The following is a 20003-nucleotide window of genomic DNA, read 5'->3' as shown; positions in this document are numbered from 1 at the left end:
CGCACCCACCCGTGCGAAGAACTCCGGCCGTACGCCACGCACCGCTTCAGACATGCGCCGCCGACGGCCGGTTCCGGCCATCGGGGGCGCGAAGGCGCGTGCGGCGGAGCGCGCGGAACGTCACGTACGCACGGCGTAGAGCCGGCTGTCCGCGCCCCCGAAGTACACGGCGTCGGCGGTGGCGGTCGGCGGGTTGACCTCCGCTCCGGCGGTGAAGGTCCAGCGCGGCTCGCCGCTGGCGGCGTCGACGGCGTACAGCCGCTGGTCGCTGCTGCCGGCGTAGACGACCCCGTCCGCGACGGCGGGCGCGCACACGTCCCCGTCCGTCGCCAGTGACCAGCGTTTCTTCCCCGTGCGGGCGTCCCAGGCGCGCAGTTCCCGTCCGCTGCCGCAGTAGACCGTGCCCCGGGCCACCAGGGGACCGGCCTTGGCGGAGACCCCCTTCGCCCGCCACACCTCCCGGCCGCCCGCGGCACGGACGGCGTAGAGGTTCTGGTCCGTGCTGCCGAAGTACACGAGGCCGCCCGTCACCACCGGGAACCAGGAGACGGCGCCGGCCGTGGTGAACCGCCAGCGCTCCTTGCCGGTGGCCGCGTCGACGGCGTACAGGCGGGTGTCGCTGCAGCCCACGTAGACGGTCTCGCCGGCGATCGTCGGGGAGTGGGTGTCGTGGCCCGTCCTGAACCGCCACAGCCGGCTCCCGTCGGACACGTCGACGGCGTACAGGTGGCCGTCCGCGCTGCCGATGTACGCCACCCCGCCGGTGACCACGGGCGAGTGCACGATCCCACCCGTCCGGAACGCCCAGCGCTCCTCGCCCGACCGCGCGTCGAGCGCGTACAGCCTGCCGTCGTCGCTGCCCAGATAGGCGACCCCGCCGAGGACGCAGGGGGCGGAGCCCAGCGCCGCGCCGGTCGTGTAGGACCAGCGCTGCCGGCCCGAGGCCACGTCGACGGCGTACAGGGTCCCGTCGTTGCTCGCCGCGTACACCAGGTCCCCGGCGACCCGGGGGTGGTTGACGAGCACGCCGGTGACCGGGAAGCGCCACAGCCGGGTGCCCGCCTCGGACGGCGGGTCCTCGTCCAGCAGCCGCCAGCCGGTGAAGCCGAGCCCCGCCCCGGCCGTGAGCCCCGCGGCGGCCAGCAGGAGCCGGCGGCGGGTGGGGGCGGGGGGCGTCGGCCGGGGGGCCGAGGGCGGGCCGAATCCGGGGGTGAGCCCAGGTGGGGAGTGCACGGCGGGGGCGTCGGGGACCTGGTGGTGGGCCGATGCCGTGGCGGCGTCCACGTCCCCTTCGCCCGTCGCCCTGACGAGGATGTGCCGTGGATCCCCGGCGCGGACGGCGGTCGTACCGGCCTGCCAGCCGGGTCCGAAGAGCGCGGAGTCGGACCGCCCGGCGCCCAGGGCGGCGGCGACCTCGCGCAGTCCGGGCCGCCGGGTCGCGTCCTTGTCCAGGCAGGAGGCCACGATGCCGAGCAGCCGGTCCGGGACCGCCCCGAGATACGGCGGCTCGTGCATGATGCGGTACAGCAGCAGGTCGGGGGTGCCCTCGCCGAACGGCCCGGCGCCGGTGGACGCGAAGACCAGGACGGCGCCGAGCGCGAAGACGTCGGTGGCGGTTCCGGTGCCCTCCCCGCGGATCTGCTCCGGCGCCATGTACCCCGGGGAGCCCATCGTGGTCCCGGTGTGGGTCAGCGCGCTGGCCTCGGCCACCTTGGAGATGCCGAAGTCGATGACACGCGGCCCGTCGGACGCCAGCAGCACGTTGCCCGGCTTGAGGTCCCGGTGCACCACGCCGGCCGCGTGGACGGCGGCGAGCGCGTGCACCAGCCCGAGCCCCAGCTCGCGCACCGAGCCCTCGGTCAGCGCGCCCCCGCCCCGCACGGCTTCCTGCAGTGAGGGCCCGGGAATGTAGGCGGTGGCCAGCCAGGGCGGCGTCCCGTCGGGGTCCGCGTCGACGACTCCGGCGGTGAAGGGCCCGGAGACGGACCGGGACGCCTCGACCTCCCGGGCGAACCGTCTGCGGAAGGTGGGGTCCTTGGCCAGCTCGGGCTGAATGACCTTCAGGGCGACCTGCTCGTTCGTCTCCGACCTGGCCAGATAGACCCGCCCCATGCCCCCGCTGCCGAGCCGCGCGAGGAGCTGGTACCGCCCGATCTGCCCGGGATCCTCCGCCGCCAGAGCCTCCAAGCGCCCACCCCCTCAAGTTCCGTGCGGGGTGGAGCCTTCCCTACGGAACCACTCAGCACACGGCGGGGCCAACCCCCCAAGGGGCGCGGGGCTGGATCGATATGCGGCTCCGCCGCGTGGGCGCGAGCAACCACAACGGACCCGCACCCGCGAAGCGCCCCCTCACCCCCGCGGAGCAAACGCGTCCAACACCCTCTCCACAGCCGTCTCGAACACGGCCTCGAGATCAATGGGCCCCGGATCCTCCAGAAAGGCCGCCGCCATCCGCGGATACTCCCCGCTCGCCACCTGACTGCCCAGATAGGCGATCCGCACCGCGTTCTCCTGCTCCTCCGACCACGGCAACGACCGCACCCGCTCAGCGGTGTCCAGCTCGTTGGCGACGTACATCGTCACCACGGCGTTGAGCATCGCCACCAGCTGGATCTTCATGCCGTATTTCATGTCCAGCGGATCCAGACAGGCCAGACAGTGCTCCAGGTACCGCAGCGCGTTGGGACTGAACCCGTACACCGGCGACATCAGCTTCGGCAGCCAGGGATGCCGGTGCATGAGGGTCCGCGTGTCCCGCCCGACCCTGCGCAGGTCGACCCGCCAGTCCCCGCTCGGCTCCCACTCCTCGTGCTCACCGCCGACCGCGTCCACCATCAGCTCGTACAGGTCCTCCTTGCGGGGGACGTAGTTGTACAGCGACATGGTCCCGCAGCCCAGCGCGGCGGCGACCTGCCGCATGGACACGGCGTCCAGCCCGCCCTCGTCGGCGATGCGCACCGCCGCCGCGGCGATGTCGGCGCGGGTGTACGCGGGCTTCGGCCCCCGGCCCGTCCGCTCGGGACGGGCCCAGATCACTTCGGGTACGGCCGCTCGGCCCGCCATCGATCATCACCTCGCCCACCATCGTAGTTACGTACACCGTACGTAGTGCGCTATGGTCGCCGCATGACTACTACGTACGCTGTACTTAGTGAAGGCCTGGAGAAGCGCTTCGGCGCGGTGCGTGCCCTGCGGGGCCTGGACCTGGCCGTGCCGCAGGGCACGGTCTGCGGGATCCTCGGGCCGAACGGGGCGGGCAAGACGACGGCGGTACGGCTGCTGACGACGCTGCTGCGCCCGGACGCGGGGTCCGCCAGGGTCGCGGGCCACGACCTGGTCCGGGAGGCGGCGGCCGTACGGCGGGCGATCGGCGTCACCGGGCAGTACGCGTCGGTCGACGGGGACCTCACCGGCCGCCAGAACCTGCGCCTCTTCGCCCGGCTGCACCGGGTGCGGGGCCCGGCCGGGCGCGCCGACGACCTCCTCGCCCGTTTCGGCCTCACCGAGGCCGCCGACCGCCCCGCCTCGACCTGGTCGGGCGGTATGCGCCGCCGGCTCGACCTCGCCGCGAGCCTGATCCGCCGCCCCGCGGTCCTCTTCCTCGACGAACCGACCACGGGCCTCGACCCTGCCTCCCGCAACGGCATCTGGGCGGCCGTCCGCGAGCTGAAGGAGGACGGCACGACGGTCCTGCTGACCACCCAGTACCTGGAGGAGGCGGACCAGCTCGCCGACGACATCGCCCTGGTGGACCGGGGCCGGGTCGCCCACACCGGTTCCCCGGCCCACCTCAAGACGCTCATCGGCTCCTACGCCGAAGTGGTCGTCGCGGACCGGGAGGAACTGACGAAGGCCGCCGCGGTCCTCGACCGGCTCACCGGCGCCGAACCGTCGTTCGACCCCGGCCGCAACGCGGTCGGCGCGGTCACCCGTGACACCACACTCACCCTGCCCCGCCTGGTCCGCGAACTCGACGCGGCGGGCGTGCCGTTGCTCGACGCGAGCCTGAGGCCACCCACCCTCGACGACGTGTTCCTCCGGCTGACCGGGGACCAGGAGATGGCGGCATGAGCACGCTGACGTACGACGGCACGGCCATGCTGGGCCGGCAGCTCCTGCGCGTCCGCAACAACCCGGCGCTCGCGATCCTGACCCAGACCATGCCGATCACGATGCTGCTGTTCTTCGGCTACGTCTTCGGCAGCGCGCTGGCGATGCCCGGCGCCGAGTACCGCTCCTTCCTGGTGCCGGGTCTGCTGGTGGCGACCGCCGCCAACGGGATCATGACCGGGATGTTCCAGGCGGCGCAGGACGTCCACCGGGGTGTGACGGACCGGCTGCGCACCCTGCCGATCAGCCGGGCGGCGGTGCCGCTGGGGCAGGCGCTCGCCGACCTCGTGGTCACGGCGGCCGGCACCGTCCCGTTCCTGCTGGTGGGCCTCGCGGTCGGCTGGCGCGTGGAGGGGTCCTGGCCGGCGGCGCTCGGCGCGGTGGGCCTGTTGCTGCTGTTCCGGTTCGCCTGCACCTGGGCCGGCATCCTCCTCGGGCTGCTCTCCCGCAGCGAGGAGGCGGCCGGCCAGCTGGGCAGCGCGACCTTCATGCTGCCGCTGCTGTCCAACGCCTACATCCCGACGGACAACCTGCCGGGCTGGCTGCGCACGCTCGCCGAGTGGAACCCGATCAGCGCGGTGACGACGGCCCTGCGGGACCTGTTCGGCGACGCGCCCGTCCCCGAGGGGGCCGCCTGGCCGGTGGCACATCCGGTCGCGGGGTCGCTGCTCTGGTGTGCGGTCCTGATCGCGGTGTTCGCGCCGCTCGCCGTGCGGCACCACGCACACCCCCGTGCATGACAAACCCATCGGGCGGGAGCCATGATCCACCCCATGGACCAGCTCCCGCCGCCCCTGGAGGGCATCACCGTCGTCGCCGTCGAACAGGCCGTCGCGGCCCCCTTCGCCACCCGTCAGCTCGCCGATCTCGGCGCCCGGGTCATCAAGGTGGAGCGGATCGACGGCGGCGACTTCGCGCGCGGCTACGACACCGCCGCCCGCGGTCTCGCCTCGCACTTCGTGTGGTGCAACCGGGGCAAGGAGTCCATCGCGCTCGATCTGAAGGACCCGCGCGGACTGGACGTCGTACGGCGGCTGGTCGCGGACGCGGACGTGTTCGTGCAGAACCTCGCGCAGGGGGCGGCGGCCCGGCTGGGCCTGGACGCGGCCACGCTGTGCGCGGCGCATCCCCGGCTGGTCGCCGTGGACATCTCCGGGTACGGCGCCGAGGGCCCGTACGCGGACAAACGGGCGTACGACATGCTCGTGCAGTGCGAGGCGGGGCTGGTGTCGGTGACCGGCACGCCGGAGCAGCCGGTGAAGGCGGGGATCCCGGCGGCGGACATCGCGGCGGCCATGTACGCCTTCTCGGGGGTGCTGGCGGCGCTGGTGCGGCGGGGCACGACCGGGCGGGGCGGGCCGGTGGAGGTGTCGATGCTGGAGGCCCTGGCCGAGTGGATGGGGCATCCGCTGCACCACACGATCCACGGGGGCACTCCCCCGGAGCGCACCGGTCTCGCGCACGCCGTGATCGCGCCCTACGACGCCTATGCCACGGCCGACGGCGGGCGGGTGCTGCTGTCGGTGCAGAACGACCGGGAGTGGCGGCGGCTGGCCGAACAGGTGGTCGGACGGCCGGAGTTGGGGACCGATCCGGCGTACGCCACGAACGCGGCACGGGTGACGAACCGGGAGCGCACGGACGCGCTGGTGGCGAAGGCGCTCGGCGTGCTGGACACCGAGGAGGCGCTGGCGCGTCTCGAAGGCGCGGGCATCGCGTGCGCACGCCTGAGGGATCTGCGGGAACTGGCGGAGCATCCACAGCTGACGGCCCGGGAGCGGTGGCGGGAAGTGGGGTCGCCGGCCGGGCCGTTGCGGGCGCTGCTGCCTCCGATCACACTGCCGGGCGGGCCGGAGGCGAGCATGGGGGACGTGCCCGCGCTCGGGGAGCACACCGAAGCGCTGCTGCGTGCCGCGGGGATGACGGACGACGAGATCGCAGCGCTGCGCCGGGACGGTGTGGCCCTCTAGGACCTGTCCGGCCGATCAGGTCGCAGGAGAGCGGCGGTGGCTGGGTGGTGCCGGTGAGCGGGGTGTGGTGCGTGCAGGTGCAAGGCGGAGGAGGGAGTCGACGCGATGGGGGTCCCCCCGCTCGAGCGAGGTCGAGAGTGGGGGAGTCGGGGACCGACGACAACGCGGCTGGGGGTCCCCCCTCTGGGGGAGCGCGTGCCACACCCCGCGCCTGCGACATGATCGGCCGGACAGGTCCTCGGCGCGGGGCTCAGTGCTTGTGTCCGCCGAACAGCGAGCGGCGCAGTCGGCGCAGCGGCGCGAACAGCGAGACGCGGGCCGTCCGCCTGGAGTCGCGCTCGTGGGCGGGCTCACGCGCGGTCAGTTCCAGCATGAGCGAGGTCGCCTCGACCGTCTCCCGTTGCGGTATGGCGGGGCCCGCCAGCACCGAGAGATGGCGGTCGAGCCGCGAACTGGTCGCCGTGCTCCCGCAGGTGATCGCAGGGACCCTCGCCCTGCTGCGCATCGTTATCTGTTCCATGTCACTCCCCACCCGTACGAGTCCACCCGGCCCGGGCAGGGTAACCCTATCGCCCCAACCGGGCACGCGTGTATCGAGCTCACAGGAATCACCTTCCCCGTAAGGAGGTTGACGTACCCTCTTCGATCACTCTCCGAATCCGACCGATTTCAGGGTGAGTTGGACAACCGGCTGGCTGGTGGGCTGAGCTGATCCACCGTCGGGCTCGACGGTCACAGCGAGTGATGTCGACGTCTTGTCGAGACCGGTCGCGACCAAGGGCGTGTCGCCGTCGAAGAGCCCGAGGGAGCGTGGTTGCACGTCGGGGCGCATGAGCCAGAGCTGGTGCACCTGTCCGCCGGGCAGATCTCCGTATCCGCTCAAGGTGACGATCGCCTCCCCCTCGGATGCGGAAGCGATTACTCCGATACTTCGGCCCTCCGCGTCGGTGCCGGTGTTCGCACGCGCGTCCGGAGCTGCGAGAACGTGGGCGATCTCACGTGCCTGGGCGCGCTCCGCGTTCAGCTGGTCCTGGGTGCGGTTGGCCTGGACGGCGAAGAGCGAGGCGACGACGAGGGCCGCGGCGGCGGTGACCGTGGCGAACGGCACGAACAGGGGGCGGCGCGCGCGGGGCGCACGGGAGCGTCCCGGCGCCGGCGGCGTGCCCCAGACGTGTGGGGGCAGTCGGGGCTCGTACTCCCGTACCGGCGCACGCTCCGGCTCCTGCGGGGTGGCGCGTACGGCGGCCAGCACCCGGTCGCGCATCGCGGCCGGCGGCGGGGCGGCCTGGGACCAGGCGAGCCGGACGGCGTCCTCCGCCAGCTCGCGCACCTCGGCGGCACAGCGGTCGCAGCCCTTGAGGTGCTTCTCGAAGCGGCGGCGCTCGTCGGGCTCGAGGGCGTCGAGGGCGTAGGGGGCGGCCAGCGAGTGCAGGTCCTCCCGGCGGAACAGTGAACCGAGGACGCTCACGCGACACCTCCCAAGCAGTCGCGCAGCCGCGTGAGTCCGTCGCGCATCCGGGTCTTCACGGTGCCCAGCGGCAGCTTCAGCCGCTCGGCAACCTCACGGTACGTGTAGCCGTCGTAGTAGGCGAGGGTGACGGACTGCCGCTGAAGGGCCGTCAGCCGGTCGAGACACCGGCGGACCAGCTGGCGTTCCAGGCCCGCCTCGACCTCCTCCGCCACCTGGTCGAAGGCGGGGTCGTGGTAGCGCCGGGCCTCGCGCTGCTCGCGGTCGCTGGCCGCGCGGGCGCTGCGCACCCGGTCGACGGCGCGGCGGTGGGCGAGGGTGAGGATCCAGGACAGGGCGCTGCCCCGGCCGGGGTCGTAGCGGCCGGCGGAGCGCCAGGCCTCCAGGAGCACCTCCTGGGCGACCTCCTCCGACTGGGCGGGGTCGCGCACGACCCGGCGTACGAGTCCGAACACCGGTCCGGCCACCAGTCCGTACAACTGCTCGAATGCCCTCTGGTCGCCCCCCGCGACGAGCACCAGCAGCTCGTCCGCCTCCATCCGGTCCCCCTCTCCGCGGCCACACCCGGGCCGCCCCGTCACACCAGGCATTCGCAACGGACACACCTCCGGATGGGGTACGGATCAACTGGCCCGAAACGCGGGTCGAGCAGCGAAAAAAAGTTTTTTGTTTTCGACCAATCCGATCGGCCGTCTGCTCCGTATCACTGTCCGTCAGGCAAGTTGGCACAGAGGACGGACGGCAGGACGGCATGACTGCAGCTATCTCCAACAGCGGCTCGGGGCGCAAGGGCGTCGCGACTCTCATTTGTGGGGCGCTCGCCGCCGGGGGGCTCACCGCCGCCGGCGTCGCTGTTCTGGCGCCCGGGACGGCGAACGCCTCCAGCCACCGCGAGGCGCCCCTGATCTCGGGGACCCCGCAGTACGACAACACCGACTTCTACGCGTTCGTCAGCCCGGACCACCCGGACACGACGACGATCATCGCGAACGTGATCCCGTTCGAGGAGCCCGGTGGCGGTCCGAACTTCTACCAGTTCGCCGAGGACGCGCAGTACGACATCCGCATCGACAACAACGGCGACGCCAAGGAGGAGCTGGTCTTCCGCTACACGTTCAAGACGAACGTGAAGAACCGGAAGTCCTTCCTCTACAACACCGGTGTGGTCGAGAGCCTGGACGACCCCGACCTGAACGTCACCCAGACCTACGACCTGACCCTGATCAAGGAGAAGGACGGCAAGGTCGAGCACGAGACCAAGCTCGCGGACGATGTGCCGGTGGCGCCGTCCAACGTGGGCAAGGCCTCGATGCCGAAGTACTCCAAGCTGCGCGACCAGGCGATCTACAAGCTGTCCAACGGCGCCAAGACGTTCGCCGGCCAGGCCGACGACCCGTTCTTCGCCGACCTGCGCGTCTTCGACCTGCTGTACGGCGGTGACTTCTCCGAGACCGGCCGGGACACCCTCAAGGGCTACAACGTCAACACCATCGCCCTGCAGGTGCCGAACGACCTGATCACCGAGTCGGAGAAGCAGCCGATCGTCGGTATGTGGTCGACCATCCAGCGCGAGAACTCGCAGGGCTACTACGAGCAGGTCTCCCGCCTCGGCAACCCGCTGGTCAACGAGGTCGTCAACCCGATCAAGGACAAGGACAAGTTCAACGCGTCCAAGCCGAAGGACGACGCCCAGTTCCTGAAGAACGTCACCAACCCCGAGCTGCCCAAGCTCATCGAGGCTATCTTCAAGGTCAAGGCGCCGGCCGAGCCGCGCAACGACCTGGTCGACGTGTTCCTCAAGGGCGTCAAGGACCTCAACCAGCCGCCGTACGTGACGCCGTCCGAGGAACTGCGCCTCAACACCTCCATCAAGCCGGCGAAGAGCCCCAAGCGGCTCGGCGTGCTCGACGGCGACACCGCGGGCTTCCCGAACGGACGCCGCCTCACCGACGACGTGATCGACGCCTCGCTGCAGGTCGTCGAGGGTGAGCTGCTCGGTGCCAAGAACGACCTCGGTGACGCGGTCGACAAGAACGACAAGAAGTTCGAGAACTACTTCCCGTACGTCGCCCTGCCGACCGCCGGTTCGCGTGGCAAGACCGTCAAGACCGGCGCCGACACCAAGAGCGCCCTCGGCGACGGCCTGACCGCCACCTCCGAGAACACCCCGCTGATCGCCGCGTCCGCGGGCGCCGGCGCCGCGGGCATCCTCCTCATCGGCGGTGCCCTGATGTGGTGGCGCCGGATGCAGCGTCCGTCGTACCGCCGCCACTGAGGCACCGGCCGGACCCATCGCCCGGTGGGCTGGGGAGAATCCTGCGCTCCCCGGCCCGCCTCCTCTCCCCCCACGAACTGGCGCGGCCCGCGTACTCATCCCCCACGGCGCGGGCCGCGCCACCCCACATCCCCCCACCCCCGCAGGCCGATCCACCCCAGGCGACCTAGGAGAGGGCATGTCCCCGCGTACGAACGACGGCGAACCGGAGCACGAGCGGCCGGATTCCGGACCGGCGTCCGAGGGCGCCACCGTGGCGGACCTGGACCTGCGGAAGAGCGGGGCGGACCGGGACGAGGCCGACCTCGCCCCGGCCACCGACTCCGGCTCGCACACCTGCTCCGGTGCCGACACCGCCGCCCACTCCGGCGCTGACGCCGACACCGGCGCACACTCCGACATCGACACCGACCCCGGTTTCGTGGGCGCCTCCGGCTCCGACGCCGACTCCGAGGACGCCTTCGCCGAGGAGCACACCGAGGCCACCGAGGCCCTGGAGGCGGCCGGCCTCAGCACCGACGAGGCCGACGCCCGGGTGGCCGCCGTACGCCGGGTCGCCGCCGCCGGCCGTCGCTGGCGGCGCGTCCAACTGGGCGCCTGCGCCGCCATGCTGGCGTTGGGACTCACCGCCGGGGCGATCGCGATCGGCGCCCTGCGGGACGGACCGGTCCCCCACGTGGCGACCGCCGCCGCCGTGTCCCCCGGACTCCTCGCGAGCGGCGACCTCGACACGAGCATCGCCGCGCTCCAGACCCATCTCCGCGCCCAGCCGAAGGACTTCGGCAGCTGGGCCACCCTGGGACTCGCCTACGTCGAGCAGGCCCGCACCAAGGGCGACCCCTCCCGCTACCCCCAGGCCGAGCAGGCCCTGAAGCGCTCCCTCTCGCTGCGCGCGGACAACGACCAGGCGCTGGCCGGCCGGGCCGCGCTCGCCGCCGCCCGCCACGACTTCGCGGGCGCGCTGAAGTACGCCGACGGCGCCCTGACGCAGAACCCCTACAACGAACGCGCCCTGTGCTCCCGCGTCGACGCCCTGGTCGAACTCGGCCGCTACGACGACGCCGAGAAGGCCGTGAACCTCGCGGACGAACGACGCCCGGGCGTCCCGGTGTTCACCCGCTACGCGTACGTCCACGAACTGCGCGGCGACGTCACCACCGCCCGCCGCGTCCTCGACCGGGCGCTCTCCGCGTCCACGTCCCCCGGCGACATCGCCTACGTGGCCACCCAGCTCGGCCAGCTCGCCTGGAACCAGGGCGAGTACGACGAGGCCCTCACCCACTACGCCCGCGCCCTCGCCGCCGACGACACCTACCTCCCGGCGCTGGAGGGAAGGGCCCGCGCCCAGGCCGCGAGCGGGCAGCAGGCCGAGGCGATCAAGGGCCTGGAGGCCGTCGTCGCCCGCTATCCGCTCCCCGGCCCGCTCGTCGCCCTCGGCGAGCTGTACGAGGCCCGGGGCGCGCGGGGCGACGCGGAGAAGGCCGAGGACCAGTACACCCTCGTCGACGCCTGGACCGCGATCGCCCGCGCCAACGGCGTCAACGCCGACCTCGACACCGCGCTCGCCGCCGCCGACCACGGGGACAGGGCGACGGCCCTGCGCGCGGCCCGCGCCGACTGGGCCCGCCGGCACACCGTGCACACGGCGGACGCCCTCGCCTGGGCCCTGCACGTCAACGGCAAGGACGCCGAGGCCCTCACCTACGCCCGGCAGGCCACGGCCACCGGCTACCGCAACGCGAGCTTCCTCTACCACCGCGGTGTGATCGAGAACGCCACCGGTCACCCGGACGACGCCCGTACCCACCTCTCGGCCGCGTTGAAGCTGAACCCCGGCTTCTCCCCGCTGGGCGCCCGCGAGGCCCGTACGGCACTCAAGACGCTGGAGGCGGACAAGTGAAAACCCGTCGTCTGTTCGCCTCCTGCGCGGCCGTGTTCACGGCCGGCGTCGCGCTCGCGCTGGCTCCTTCCACCAGCGCGAGCGCGCACCCCCTCGGCAACTTCACCGTCAACCGCTACGACGGTCTCGTCACCGCCCCCGGACAACTGCGCGTCGACCACGTCGAGGACCTCGCCGAGATCCCCGCGACCCAGGCCAAGCCGGACATCGAGCGGCTCGGCATGACCGAGTGGGCCCGGCAGCGCTGCGCCACGGCCGCGAGCGGCAGCGAACTCACGGTGGACGGCCGTGCCGTCTCCCTCACGGCGGGCAGCAGCAAGGCGGTGCTGCGGCCCGGTCAGGCCGGTCTCGACACCCTCCGGGTGGAGTGCCGGCTGACGGCGGACCTGCCCGAGAAGGACACGCTCTCCCTCTCCTTCCACAGCGCGGGCGCGTCCACCGGCCCCGGCTGGCGGGAGATCACCGCGCGCGGCGACCGGACGACGCTCACGACGTCCGACGTACCGGAGAAGTCGATCTCGGACGAGCTGACCACGTACCCCAAGGAGCTGCTCTCCTCGCCGGCCGACACCGCGACCGCCGCGCTGAAGGTGCGCCCCGGCGGCGCGGCGCTCGTCGAGGAGGACCGGGACGCGCCCGCCGCGTCGGTGCTGCCCCGCGGCGCCGACCGCTGGACACGGGCCCTGGACAGCCTCGTCGCCCGGCAGGACCTCACGATCGGCTTCGCCGCGCTGGCCCTGGTGGTCGCCGTCTTCCTCGGCGCGATGCACGCGGTCGCGCCGGGCCACGGCAAGACCATCATGGCCGCGACGGCGGCCGCCCGCGGCGGCAGGGCACGGATGAAGGACGTCCTGCCGCTGGCCGCGTCGGTCACCATCACCCACACCCTTGGTGTGGTCGCGCTCGGCCTGCTCGTCACCGCCGGTTCGGCCGCGGCACCCTCGGTGATCGCCTGGCTGGGCCTGGCCAGCGGCGCGCTGGTCCTCTTCGCGGGCCTGACCCTCGTACGCCGGGCCTGGCACAACCGGGGACACGGGCACGGACACAGCCACGGTGGGCACGGCCACACCCACAGCCACGGCGGCCACAGCCACACCCACGGCCCCGACGACGACCACGGTCACTCCCACGGCCCCGACGACGACCACGGTCACTCCCACGGCCCCGACGACGACCACGGTCACTCCCACGACCAAGCGCACTCCCACCCCCACGATCACGACCACTCCCCCACCGCCGACCGCCGGCTGGTCCTCACCGGCGCCCCCGCCGGCCACCCGCACGGCCTCACGAAGGCCCCGGCGCACACCCACACCCCGCACGGTCACGAGCACGACCACCACCCCGAACACACTCACGACCACGACCACGAGCACGCCCACTCCCACTCCCACTCCCACTCCCACGGTGGACACACCCACACCCACGGCGGGCACACCCACACCCATGCCGTCGCCCCCACCCTCCGCGGCACGATCCTGCTCGGCTTCGCCGGCGGCATGGTCCCCAGCCCCTCCGCCGTGGTGGTGCTCGTCGGCGCGGCGGCGCTGGGCCACGCCTGGTTCGGGCTGCTGCTCGTCGTCGCGTACGGCGTCGGACTCGCGCTGACGCTCACGGCGGCCGGGTTCGCCGTGGTCAGGCTGGGGGCCGGGGCGACTCGTCTCCTGGACCGGCGCCCGCGCTGGACGAGCAGGCCCGTGGTGGCGCTCGTCCAGCGGAGTCTGCCCCTGTGGTCGGCGCTGGTGGTCGTGGCTCTCGGAGCCGGACTGGTGCTCAAGGGGGCCGCATCCGTACTCGCCTGAGCTACGTTTGTGGAGTTGCGGAGGTTTTCGCCCGGATGCGATGTGCGAATGGGGGACGCGGTGTCCGAAGAACCGGGCCGTGAACGTCTGATCGCGGGCCGCTACCGTCTGCTGTCCCCGCTAGGCGAGGGCGGTATGGGGACGGTGTGGCGGGCCCTTGACGAGGTGCTGGGCCGCGAGGTCGCCGTCAAGGAGGTGCGCGCCCCGCACGGGCTGGCCGCCTCGGACGTCGAACGGATGTACGCCCGACTGGAGCGGGAGGCCTGGGCCGCGGCCCGGGTCGCGAACCGGAACGTCGTCACGGTGTATGACGTGGCCATGCAGGACGGGCGGCCGTGGATCGTCATGGAGATCGTGCGCGGGATCTCCCTCGCCGAGCTGCTGGACGCCGAGGGTCCGCTGGAGCCGGCGCGGGCCGCCTACATCGGCGCCGAGGTGCTGTCCGCCCTGCGGGCCGCGCACGAGGCGGGGGTGCTGCACCGGGACGTGAAGCCGGCCAACGTGCTGATGTCGAACGACGGCCGGGTGGTGCTCACCGACTTCGGCATCGCGACGGTCGAGGGCACCTCCGCGCTGACCATGACCGGCGAGGTCATCGGCTCCCCCGAGTTCCTCGCGCCGGAGCGCGCCCTGGGGCGTACGCCGGGGCCCGAGTCGGACCTGTGGTCACTGGGCGTGCTGCTGTACGCCGCGGTCGAGGGGAACTCCCCCTTCCGTCACGACACCCCGCTGAGCACCCTGCGCGCGATCGTCGACGAGGAGCTGCCGCCGCCGCAGCGGGCCGGTGCGCTGGCGCCCGTGATCGAGGGGCTGTTGCGCAAGGACCCGGCCGATCGGCTTCCGGCGGAGCAGGCCGAGCAGGATCTGCGGCTCGTCGCTACCGGGGGTACCCCCTCCGGGGGAGGGAGCTCGCGGTCGGGCACGGTCCGTTCGGTGCCGTACGCGCCCTACGCGCCGACCGTCTCGACGCCGCCGACCCCCGTCGAGCCCTTCCGCCAGGAGGCGCCGCCGCCCTCCCCGCCGTGGACGACGACCGGCCCCACCCGGGAGGAGCCGGAACGCAACCGGCGCAGCGGCGCGGTGTTCGTGACCGGGGTCGTCGTCCTCGCGCTGGCGGTCGCCGGGCTGACGTACGGGCTGCTGAACCGGGGCGACGACGACAAGGGCGGCACCGGCGGGGTCACCAGCAGCCAGACGCAGGGCCTGAGTCCGGCGCCGACGCAGCAGGAGTCCAGCGAGCCGTCGACTCCCTCCGCGAGCCCCGACAAGAGCTCGCCGTCCGCCGCTCCGGCGCAGACCGTCGCCGTGACCGTCACCGGCGCCCGGACGGAGTACAGCGGCTCGTGTCCGCCGCCGAACGCCTCGGCGCCGGCCTTCACGGCCACGATCACGGTGGGGCGGCTGCCCGCGACGGTGTCCTATCGCTGGGTGTCGAAGGACGACGATCTGTCCGGCCAGACCTGGAAGACGCTGGAGTTCCCCTCGGGCGGCGGGAAGTCGAAGCAGGACAGGGTGGTCGTGTCGACGTACGCGGGGAGCGGGACGTACCAGAACTCGATCGGTGTCGAGGTACGCGATCCGGTGAGCACGACGTCCAACTACGTGCCGTTCTCGGTGACCTGTGAGTCGGAGGCCCCGTCGACCGGGACCTCCTCCTCGCCCTCGGCCTCGGCCTCCGGGAACTACGAATAGGTCAGGCCGCGCTGTTCAGAACCGGCAGATAGCCACCCGACTGGCCGGACGCGGTCGGGTGGTAGGACTCGCCGATGTTGAGCAGGTTGAGGCTGTGCAGCCAGGAGCCGCCGGAGCAGATCTCGTGGCCGCTGAACGTCGTACGGACGTCGCCGAAGACGAAGCCGTGGGCGGCGGCGCGCCGGGCGACGGCGGCGTCGAGGTAGTCGGCCGCGTTGTTGATGGCGGAGCGCTTGGTCTCGGACAGGCCTAGGCAGACGGTGCCCAGCTTGTAGAAGCGGGGGTAGCCGAGGACGACGACCCTGGCGTTCGGGGCCTTGGAGCGGATCGTCGAGTAGACGGTGTCGAGCTTGGCGGGGAGGGTCGAGTCGACGTACGCCCTGGCGGTGTTGATGCGGTTGACGCACGTGCTGTCGGAGCTGGTGACGCAGGTCGTCATGACGTCGGCGAAGCCGGCGTCGTTGCCGCCGACGCTGATCGAGACGAGGCCGGTGGCGGAGTTGAGGCCGCCGAGCTGACCCGCCAGAACATCATCCGTTCGGGCGCCCGAGCAGGCCGCGAAGGTGAACGAGGCGGGTGCGTGGACGGCGTTCCAGAGGTACGGGTACGCCTTGGTGCTGCGCTTGCAGCTGCCGCTGGAGCTGATGTAGCCGCCGGCGCCGACGCCGGAGGAGTAGGAGTCGCCGAGCGCCACATAGCCGCCGGTCGCGGCGAGTTGGGACGCGTGCGCGGCGGTCGCCCCGGTGAGGGCGGCGCCTGCGGCGAGGAGGAGTGAGCTGACGAATACGACAAGTCGGGAACGTCTCATGGAACCTCCCTTTAGCAGGATCTCTGCCACAACCGTCGTAGCAACTACGCGTGTTGACGGGAAGTGTCCATGCCAAGACTTTTCGACTCCTACCGGGATCGTTCAGAGATCGTTCCCGCCCTTCTTGTTACGTGCCCATGTCAAGCTTGTTGACAGCTCCTCAACTCCCTTGTTCTACGCACGTAGATGACGGAGGCTTTACCTCGGCCGAGAGCGGAACGCGACGTTCGAGGCTGTGCGCGCCCCGTCGCGCGCACCCCCCACAGCCGTGCGCCCCACCCAGGCGCACGCTGCCTAGAGGAGGACTCCCTCGTAATGGCACAACTGCGTAGCACCAAGGTCCGGACAGCCGCCGCCACCGTGGCGGCCGCCGCCGCCCTCGTCGGCGGACTCACCGCCCTCCCCGCCCAGGCCGCCCCGGCCGAGGGCAAGGTCCTCGCGGCGAACTCCCCCACCGCCGTCAAGGACAGCTACATCGTCACCCTGAAGTCGCAGGCCGGCTTCAAGGCGTCCTCGACGACCGGCAAGGACCTCATCAAGGAGTACGGCGGGTCGGTGAAGAAGACCTTCACCTCCGCGCTGAACGGCTACTCCGCCACCCTCTCCGCCGCCGAGGCCCGGAGACTGGCCGCCGACCCGGCGGTGGCCGGCGTGGAGCAGGACCAGACCGTGCAGCTGGCCGACACCACGCAGTCGAGCGCCCCCTGGGGCCTGGACCGCATCGACCAGGCCGCGCTTCCCCTGTCCGGCACGTACACCTACCCGGACACCGCCGGCAGCGGCGTCACGGCGTACGTCATCGACACCGGCGTCCGCATCACCCACTCACAGATCAGCGGTCGCGCCTCCTACGGCTACGACGCCGTCGACGGCGACACCACCGCCTCCGACGGCAACGGCCACGGCACCCATGTGGCCACCACCATCGCGGGCTCCACCTACGGCGTCGCCAAGAAGGCCAACATCGTGGCGGTGCGGGTGCTCAACAACAGCGGCTCCGGCACCACGGCGGGCGTGATCGCGGGCATCGACTGGGTGACCGCGAACCACTCCGGCCCCTCGGTCGCCAACATGTCCCTCGGCGGCTCCGCCTCCACCTCGCTCGACACCGCGGTCGCCAACTCCATCGCCAGCGGAGTGACCTACGCGGTCGCGGCGGGCAACAGCAGCGCCAACGCCTCCTCGTACTCCCCGGCCCGCGTCTCCGCCGCGATCACCGTCGGCGCCACCACCAGCACCGACGCCAAGGCCAGCTACTCCAACTACGGCTCGGTCCTGGACACCTTCGCCCCCGGCTCCTCCATCACGGCGGGCTGGTACACCAGCGACACCGCGACCAACACCATCTCCGGTACGTCGATGGCGACCCCGCACGTCGCGGGCGCGGCCGCGGTCTACCTGGCGGGCCACACCTCGGCCACCCCGGCCCAGGTCGCCTCGGCCCTGACGGCCGGCGCGACCACCGGTGTGGTCACCAGCGCGGGCACCGGCTCCCCGAACCGGCTGCTGAAGCTGGTTCCGTGACACCCGTGTCGCTGACGCGGCACTGAACGACCCGTTCCCCGGAGGCGCCCGCTGCCTCCGGGGATCACTTTTTTCCCTTCCTGCCAACGGGACGCATCATTCTGTAACGGTCAAACGAACAAAAAGGTGAGAGGGGCGTCAAGGGCTTGCCATCCGGGCGTAATCATCAATACCGTCATACATCTCACTCGCAGCGGACCGTCGGCAACGGCTCCAGGGGAGGGCTCAGGGACCGCGACGGCATCCGGGGCGAGAGCGCGGTAGGGGGGTGCCGTGCTCGGTGACCACATGGGTGACCGGGCCGTGCCGCGCGGTCGGCTGCCGTCTTTCGCCGGTGGCCGGCTCAGTTTTGCCAGCTCACCCGTCATGCGCGGAGGCCACTCCGGCATGCGGCGGAGACCAGTCCGCCATGGGTGAGGAACCCCCCTTTCGAACCGGACGTGGATCCGGGCCGCCCAGGGGCGGGCGGCCCACCGGACGAGAGGGACCAGACTCATGAGTTCCGTTCTGCAGCCGGCGACATCGGGCCAGGATCACGAGGCTCCGTCGACCTCCGGCAAGTACCGGCCGATCTCATCCCACCTGGCCATCGCGCCACCGGTGAGCGTGGTCATCCCCGCGATGAACGAGGCCGAGAACCTTCCGTACGTCTTCAAGACCCTGCCGGACTGGATCCACGAAGTGGTGCTGGTCGACGGCAACTCCACCGACGACACCGTCGAGGTCGCCCGTGAACTGTGGCCCGGCGTCAAGGTCGTCGGACAGCAGGGCCGCGGCAAGGGCGACGCCCTGATCACCGGATTCGAGGCGTGCAGCGGCGACATCATCGTGATGGTCGACGCCGACGGCTCGGCAGACGGCAACGAGATCGTGTCGTACGTCTCCGCGCTGGTCTCCGGCGCGGACTTCGCCAAGGGCTCCCGCTTCGCCAACGGCGGCGGCACCGACGACATGACCTTCATCCGGTGGCTGGGCAACCGGGTGCTGTGCGCGGTCGTCAACCGCAAGTTCGGCGCCCGGTACACCGACCTGTGCTACGGCTACAACGCGTTCTGGCGGCACTGCCTGGACAAGATCGAGCTGGACTGCACGGGCTTCGAGGTGGAGACCCTGATGAACATCCGGGTCGTCAAGGCCGGGCTGAAGGTGCAGGAGATCCCCAGCCACGAGTACCTGCGCATCCACGGCGTGAGCAACCTGCGCGCCGTGCGCGACGGGCTGCGCGTCCTGCGGGTGATCCTCAAGGAGCGCTCCAACCGGCGCGCCCTGCGCCGCGCCGGCCGGCGCTCTCCCCTGCTCGACTCGGTCCGGGGAGAGGTGTCTTGAGCGAGCTCGGCATTTCCGTCGTCATCTGCGTCTACACCGAGGACCGCTGGGCGGACATCCTCGCGGCGGTCGCCTCGGTGCGCGCCCAGACCCACCCGGCCCTGGAGACCCTGGTCGTCGTCGACCACAACCCGGCTCTCCTGGACCGGCTGGACCGGGAGTACAAGGAGGACGACGAGGTACGGGTGCTGCCCAACGCGGGCCCGCGCGGGCTGTCGGCGGGCCGCAACACCGGCATCGCCGCCTCGTGCGGCGAGGTCATCGCGTTCCTCGACGACGACGCCGTCGCGGAACGGGACTGGCTGCGCCGCTTCGCCGACCCGTACTCCGACCCCCGGGTGATGGCCGTGGGCGGCCGGTGCGAGCCCGTCTGGTCCTCGGGCCGGCGGCCCGACTGGTTCCCCGAGGAGTTCGACTGGGTGGTGGGCTGCTCCTACCGGGGCCTGCCGCCCGGCCGGGTCCGGGTGCGCAACATCCTCGGCGGGAACGCCTCCTTCCGGCGTACCGCCTTCGACATCGCGGGCGGCTTCGCCAGCGGCATCGGGCGCGACGGCAGCAAACGGCCGATGGGCGGCGAGGAGACGGAGCTGTGCATCCGGCTCAGCCATGCGAGACCCGACGCGATCCTGCTGGTCGACGACCGCGCGGTGATCCACCACAAGGTGCCCGAGGCGCGCGAGCACTTCGGCTACTTCCGCACCCGCACCTACGCCGAGGGCCTGTCCAAGGCACTCGTCGCGCGCAGCGTGGGCATCGACAAGGGCCTGGAGGCCGAACGCCGGTACACCACCCGGGTGCTGCCCGCCGGTGTGCTGCGCGGTCTGCGCGACCTGGTGCTGGCCCGGCCCGGCGGGGCCGGACGGGCGGGCGCGATCGTCGCGGGGGTGCTGACGGCGGCCGGGGGGTACGTCGTCGGGAGCGTGCGGGCGCGCAGGAACGGCACCACGTTCGAGGTCGTACGGCTCGGGGACGTACCGGGTACGGCACCGGGTTCGGCGCCGCCCGCGCCGGGGTCCGCACCGGGCGAGGAGGTCGCTGCCTAATGCTGAAGTCAAGCCACGAGGCGAAGAGTTGGCCGGGCCTCGTAGGGGTGTCGGTCACGCAGGATGGCGTAGAGGACGTTGACCT

At 72.1% G+C, this 20003-nt stretch carries 16 protein-coding genes; 10 read left to right on the top strand and 6 right to left on the bottom strand.

The features are described from left to right. Nucleotides 1-120: 120 nt before the first annotated feature. Both ACIRF9_RS45580 and ACIRF9_RS45575 read right to left on the bottom strand, forming a co-directional pair. Nucleotides 121-2187, bottom strand: a complete 2067-nt coding sequence (locus tag ACIRF9_RS45580; RefSeq protein WP_403835456.1) for a PQQ-binding-like beta-propeller repeat protein — start codon at nucleotides 2185-2187, stop codon at nucleotides 121-123. 162 nt (nucleotides 2188-2349) lie between these two features. Then, entirely contained in the window at nucleotides 2350-3063 is a 714-nt protein-coding gene (locus ACIRF9_RS45575; RefSeq protein WP_403835453.1) for a TetR/AcrR family transcriptional regulator, read from the bottom strand. Between the two features lie 63 nt (nucleotides 3064-3126). Between ACIRF9_RS45575 and ACIRF9_RS45570 the strand changes: the two genes are divergently transcribed. From ACIRF9_RS45570 to ACIRF9_RS45560, 3 genes are read left to right on the top strand one after another with little or no spacing between them, the layout of a single operon-like run. Continuing rightward, complete coding sequence (locus ACIRF9_RS45570; RefSeq protein ID WP_403835450.1) at nucleotides 3127-4071, top strand: ATP-binding cassette domain-containing protein; 945 nt, start codon at nucleotides 3127-3129, stop codon at nucleotides 4069-4071. After that, complete coding sequence (locus ACIRF9_RS45565; RefSeq protein WP_403835447.1) at nucleotides 4068-4850, top strand: ABC transporter permease; 783 nt, start codon at nucleotides 4068-4070, stop codon at nucleotides 4848-4850. The genes ACIRF9_RS45570 and ACIRF9_RS45565 overlap by 4 nt, the downstream gene beginning before the upstream one ends. Before the next feature lie 33 nt (nucleotides 4851-4883). Continuing rightward, a complete protein-coding gene (locus ACIRF9_RS45560) occupies nucleotides 4884-6080 on the top strand; it encodes a CaiB/BaiF CoA transferase family protein (RefSeq protein ID WP_403835444.1) in 1197 nt (398 codons plus the stop codon). 250 nt (nucleotides 6081-6330) lie between these two features. Here ACIRF9_RS45560 and ACIRF9_RS45555 read toward each other — a convergent pair whose 3' ends face one another. The 3 genes from ACIRF9_RS45555 to ACIRF9_RS45545 form a co-directional block, all read right to left on the bottom strand. Next, nucleotides 6331-6600, bottom strand: coding sequence for a hypothetical protein (locus ACIRF9_RS45555; RefSeq protein ID WP_403835442.1), 270 nt, complete (start codon nucleotides 6598-6600; stop codon nucleotides 6331-6333). Between the two features lie 126 nt (nucleotides 6601-6726). Then, the gene (locus tag ACIRF9_RS45550) at nucleotides 6727-7548 is read right to left on the bottom strand and encodes an anti-sigma factor domain-containing protein (protein ID WP_403835439.1); all 822 of its coding nucleotides are present in this window, start codon (nucleotides 7546-7548) and stop codon (nucleotides 6727-6729) included. Continuing rightward, nucleotides 7545-8087: a sigma-70 family RNA polymerase sigma factor gene (locus ACIRF9_RS45545; protein WP_403835437.1), complete on the bottom strand. Its 543-nt coding sequence runs from the start codon at nucleotides 8085-8087 to the stop codon at nucleotides 7545-7547. Before ACIRF9_RS45545 ends, ACIRF9_RS45550 begins: the two co-directional genes overlap by 4 nt. A gap of 212 nt (nucleotides 8088-8299) precedes the next feature. On the opposite strand from ACIRF9_RS45545, the gene ACIRF9_RS45540 reads away from it, so the two are divergent. The 4 genes from ACIRF9_RS45540 (at nucleotide 8300) to ACIRF9_RS45525 (ending at nucleotide 15217) form a co-directional block, all read left to right on the top strand. Then, nucleotides 8300-9823 (top strand): DUF4331 domain-containing protein, encoded by a 1524-nt coding sequence (locus ACIRF9_RS45540; protein WP_403835434.1) that lies wholly within the window; start codon nucleotides 8300-8302, stop codon nucleotides 9821-9823. A 178-nt stretch (nucleotides 9824-10001) separates the two neighbouring features. After that, nucleotides 10002-11723, top strand: coding sequence for a tetratricopeptide repeat protein (locus tag ACIRF9_RS45535; RefSeq protein ID WP_403835431.1), 1722 nt, complete (start codon nucleotides 10002-10004; stop codon nucleotides 11721-11723). Beyond that, nucleotides 11720-13525 carry a nickel transporter gene (locus ACIRF9_RS45530; protein WP_403835428.1) on the top strand — a complete coding sequence of 602 codons (1806 nt, stop codon included), beginning with the start codon at nucleotides 11720-11722 and terminating at the stop codon, nucleotides 13523-13525. The genes ACIRF9_RS45535 and ACIRF9_RS45530 overlap by 4 nt, the downstream gene beginning before the upstream one ends. A 60-nt stretch (nucleotides 13526-13585) precedes the next feature. After that, entirely contained in the window at nucleotides 13586-15217 is a 1632-nt protein-coding gene (locus ACIRF9_RS45525; RefSeq protein WP_403835426.1) for a serine/threonine-protein kinase, read from the top strand. Nucleotide 15218: 1 nt separating this feature from the next. Here ACIRF9_RS45525 and ACIRF9_RS45520 read toward each other — a convergent pair whose 3' ends face one another. Next, entirely contained in the window at nucleotides 15219-16025 is an 807-nt protein-coding gene (locus tag ACIRF9_RS45520; protein ID WP_403835423.1) for an SGNH/GDSL hydrolase family protein, read from the bottom strand. 315 nt (nucleotides 16026-16340) lie between these two features. Between ACIRF9_RS45520 and ACIRF9_RS45515 the strand changes: the two genes are divergently transcribed. The 3 genes from ACIRF9_RS45515 to ACIRF9_RS45505 all read left to right on the top strand — a co-directional run bounded on the left by ACIRF9_RS45515 (nucleotide 16341) and on the right by ACIRF9_RS45505 (nucleotide 19918). After that, entirely contained in the window at nucleotides 16341-17549 is a 1209-nt protein-coding gene (locus tag ACIRF9_RS45515) for a S8 family peptidase (protein ID WP_403835421.1), read from the top strand. A gap of 495 nt (nucleotides 17550-18044) precedes the next feature. Beyond that, a complete protein-coding gene (locus ACIRF9_RS45510; RefSeq protein WP_403835419.1) occupies nucleotides 18045-18875 on the top strand; it encodes a glycosyltransferase family 2 protein in 831 nt (276 codons plus the stop codon). After that, on the top strand, nucleotides 18872-19918 hold the full coding sequence (locus ACIRF9_RS45505) for a glycosyltransferase family 2 protein (protein ID WP_403835416.1): 1047 nt from the start codon (nucleotides 18872-18874) through the stop codon (nucleotides 19916-19918). Before ACIRF9_RS45510 ends, ACIRF9_RS45505 begins: the two co-directional genes overlap by 4 nt. Nucleotides 19919-20003: the final 85 nt, after the last annotated feature.

The sequence above is a fragment of the Streptomyces sp. NPDC096132 genome, assembly GCF_044763345.1.
Taxonomy (GTDB): Bacteria; Actinomycetota; Actinomycetes; order Streptomycetales; family Streptomycetaceae; genus Streptomyces.
The sequence above is the reverse complement of the archived record's forward strand: the minus strand, read 5'-3'. Positions and strand labels throughout refer to the sequence as shown.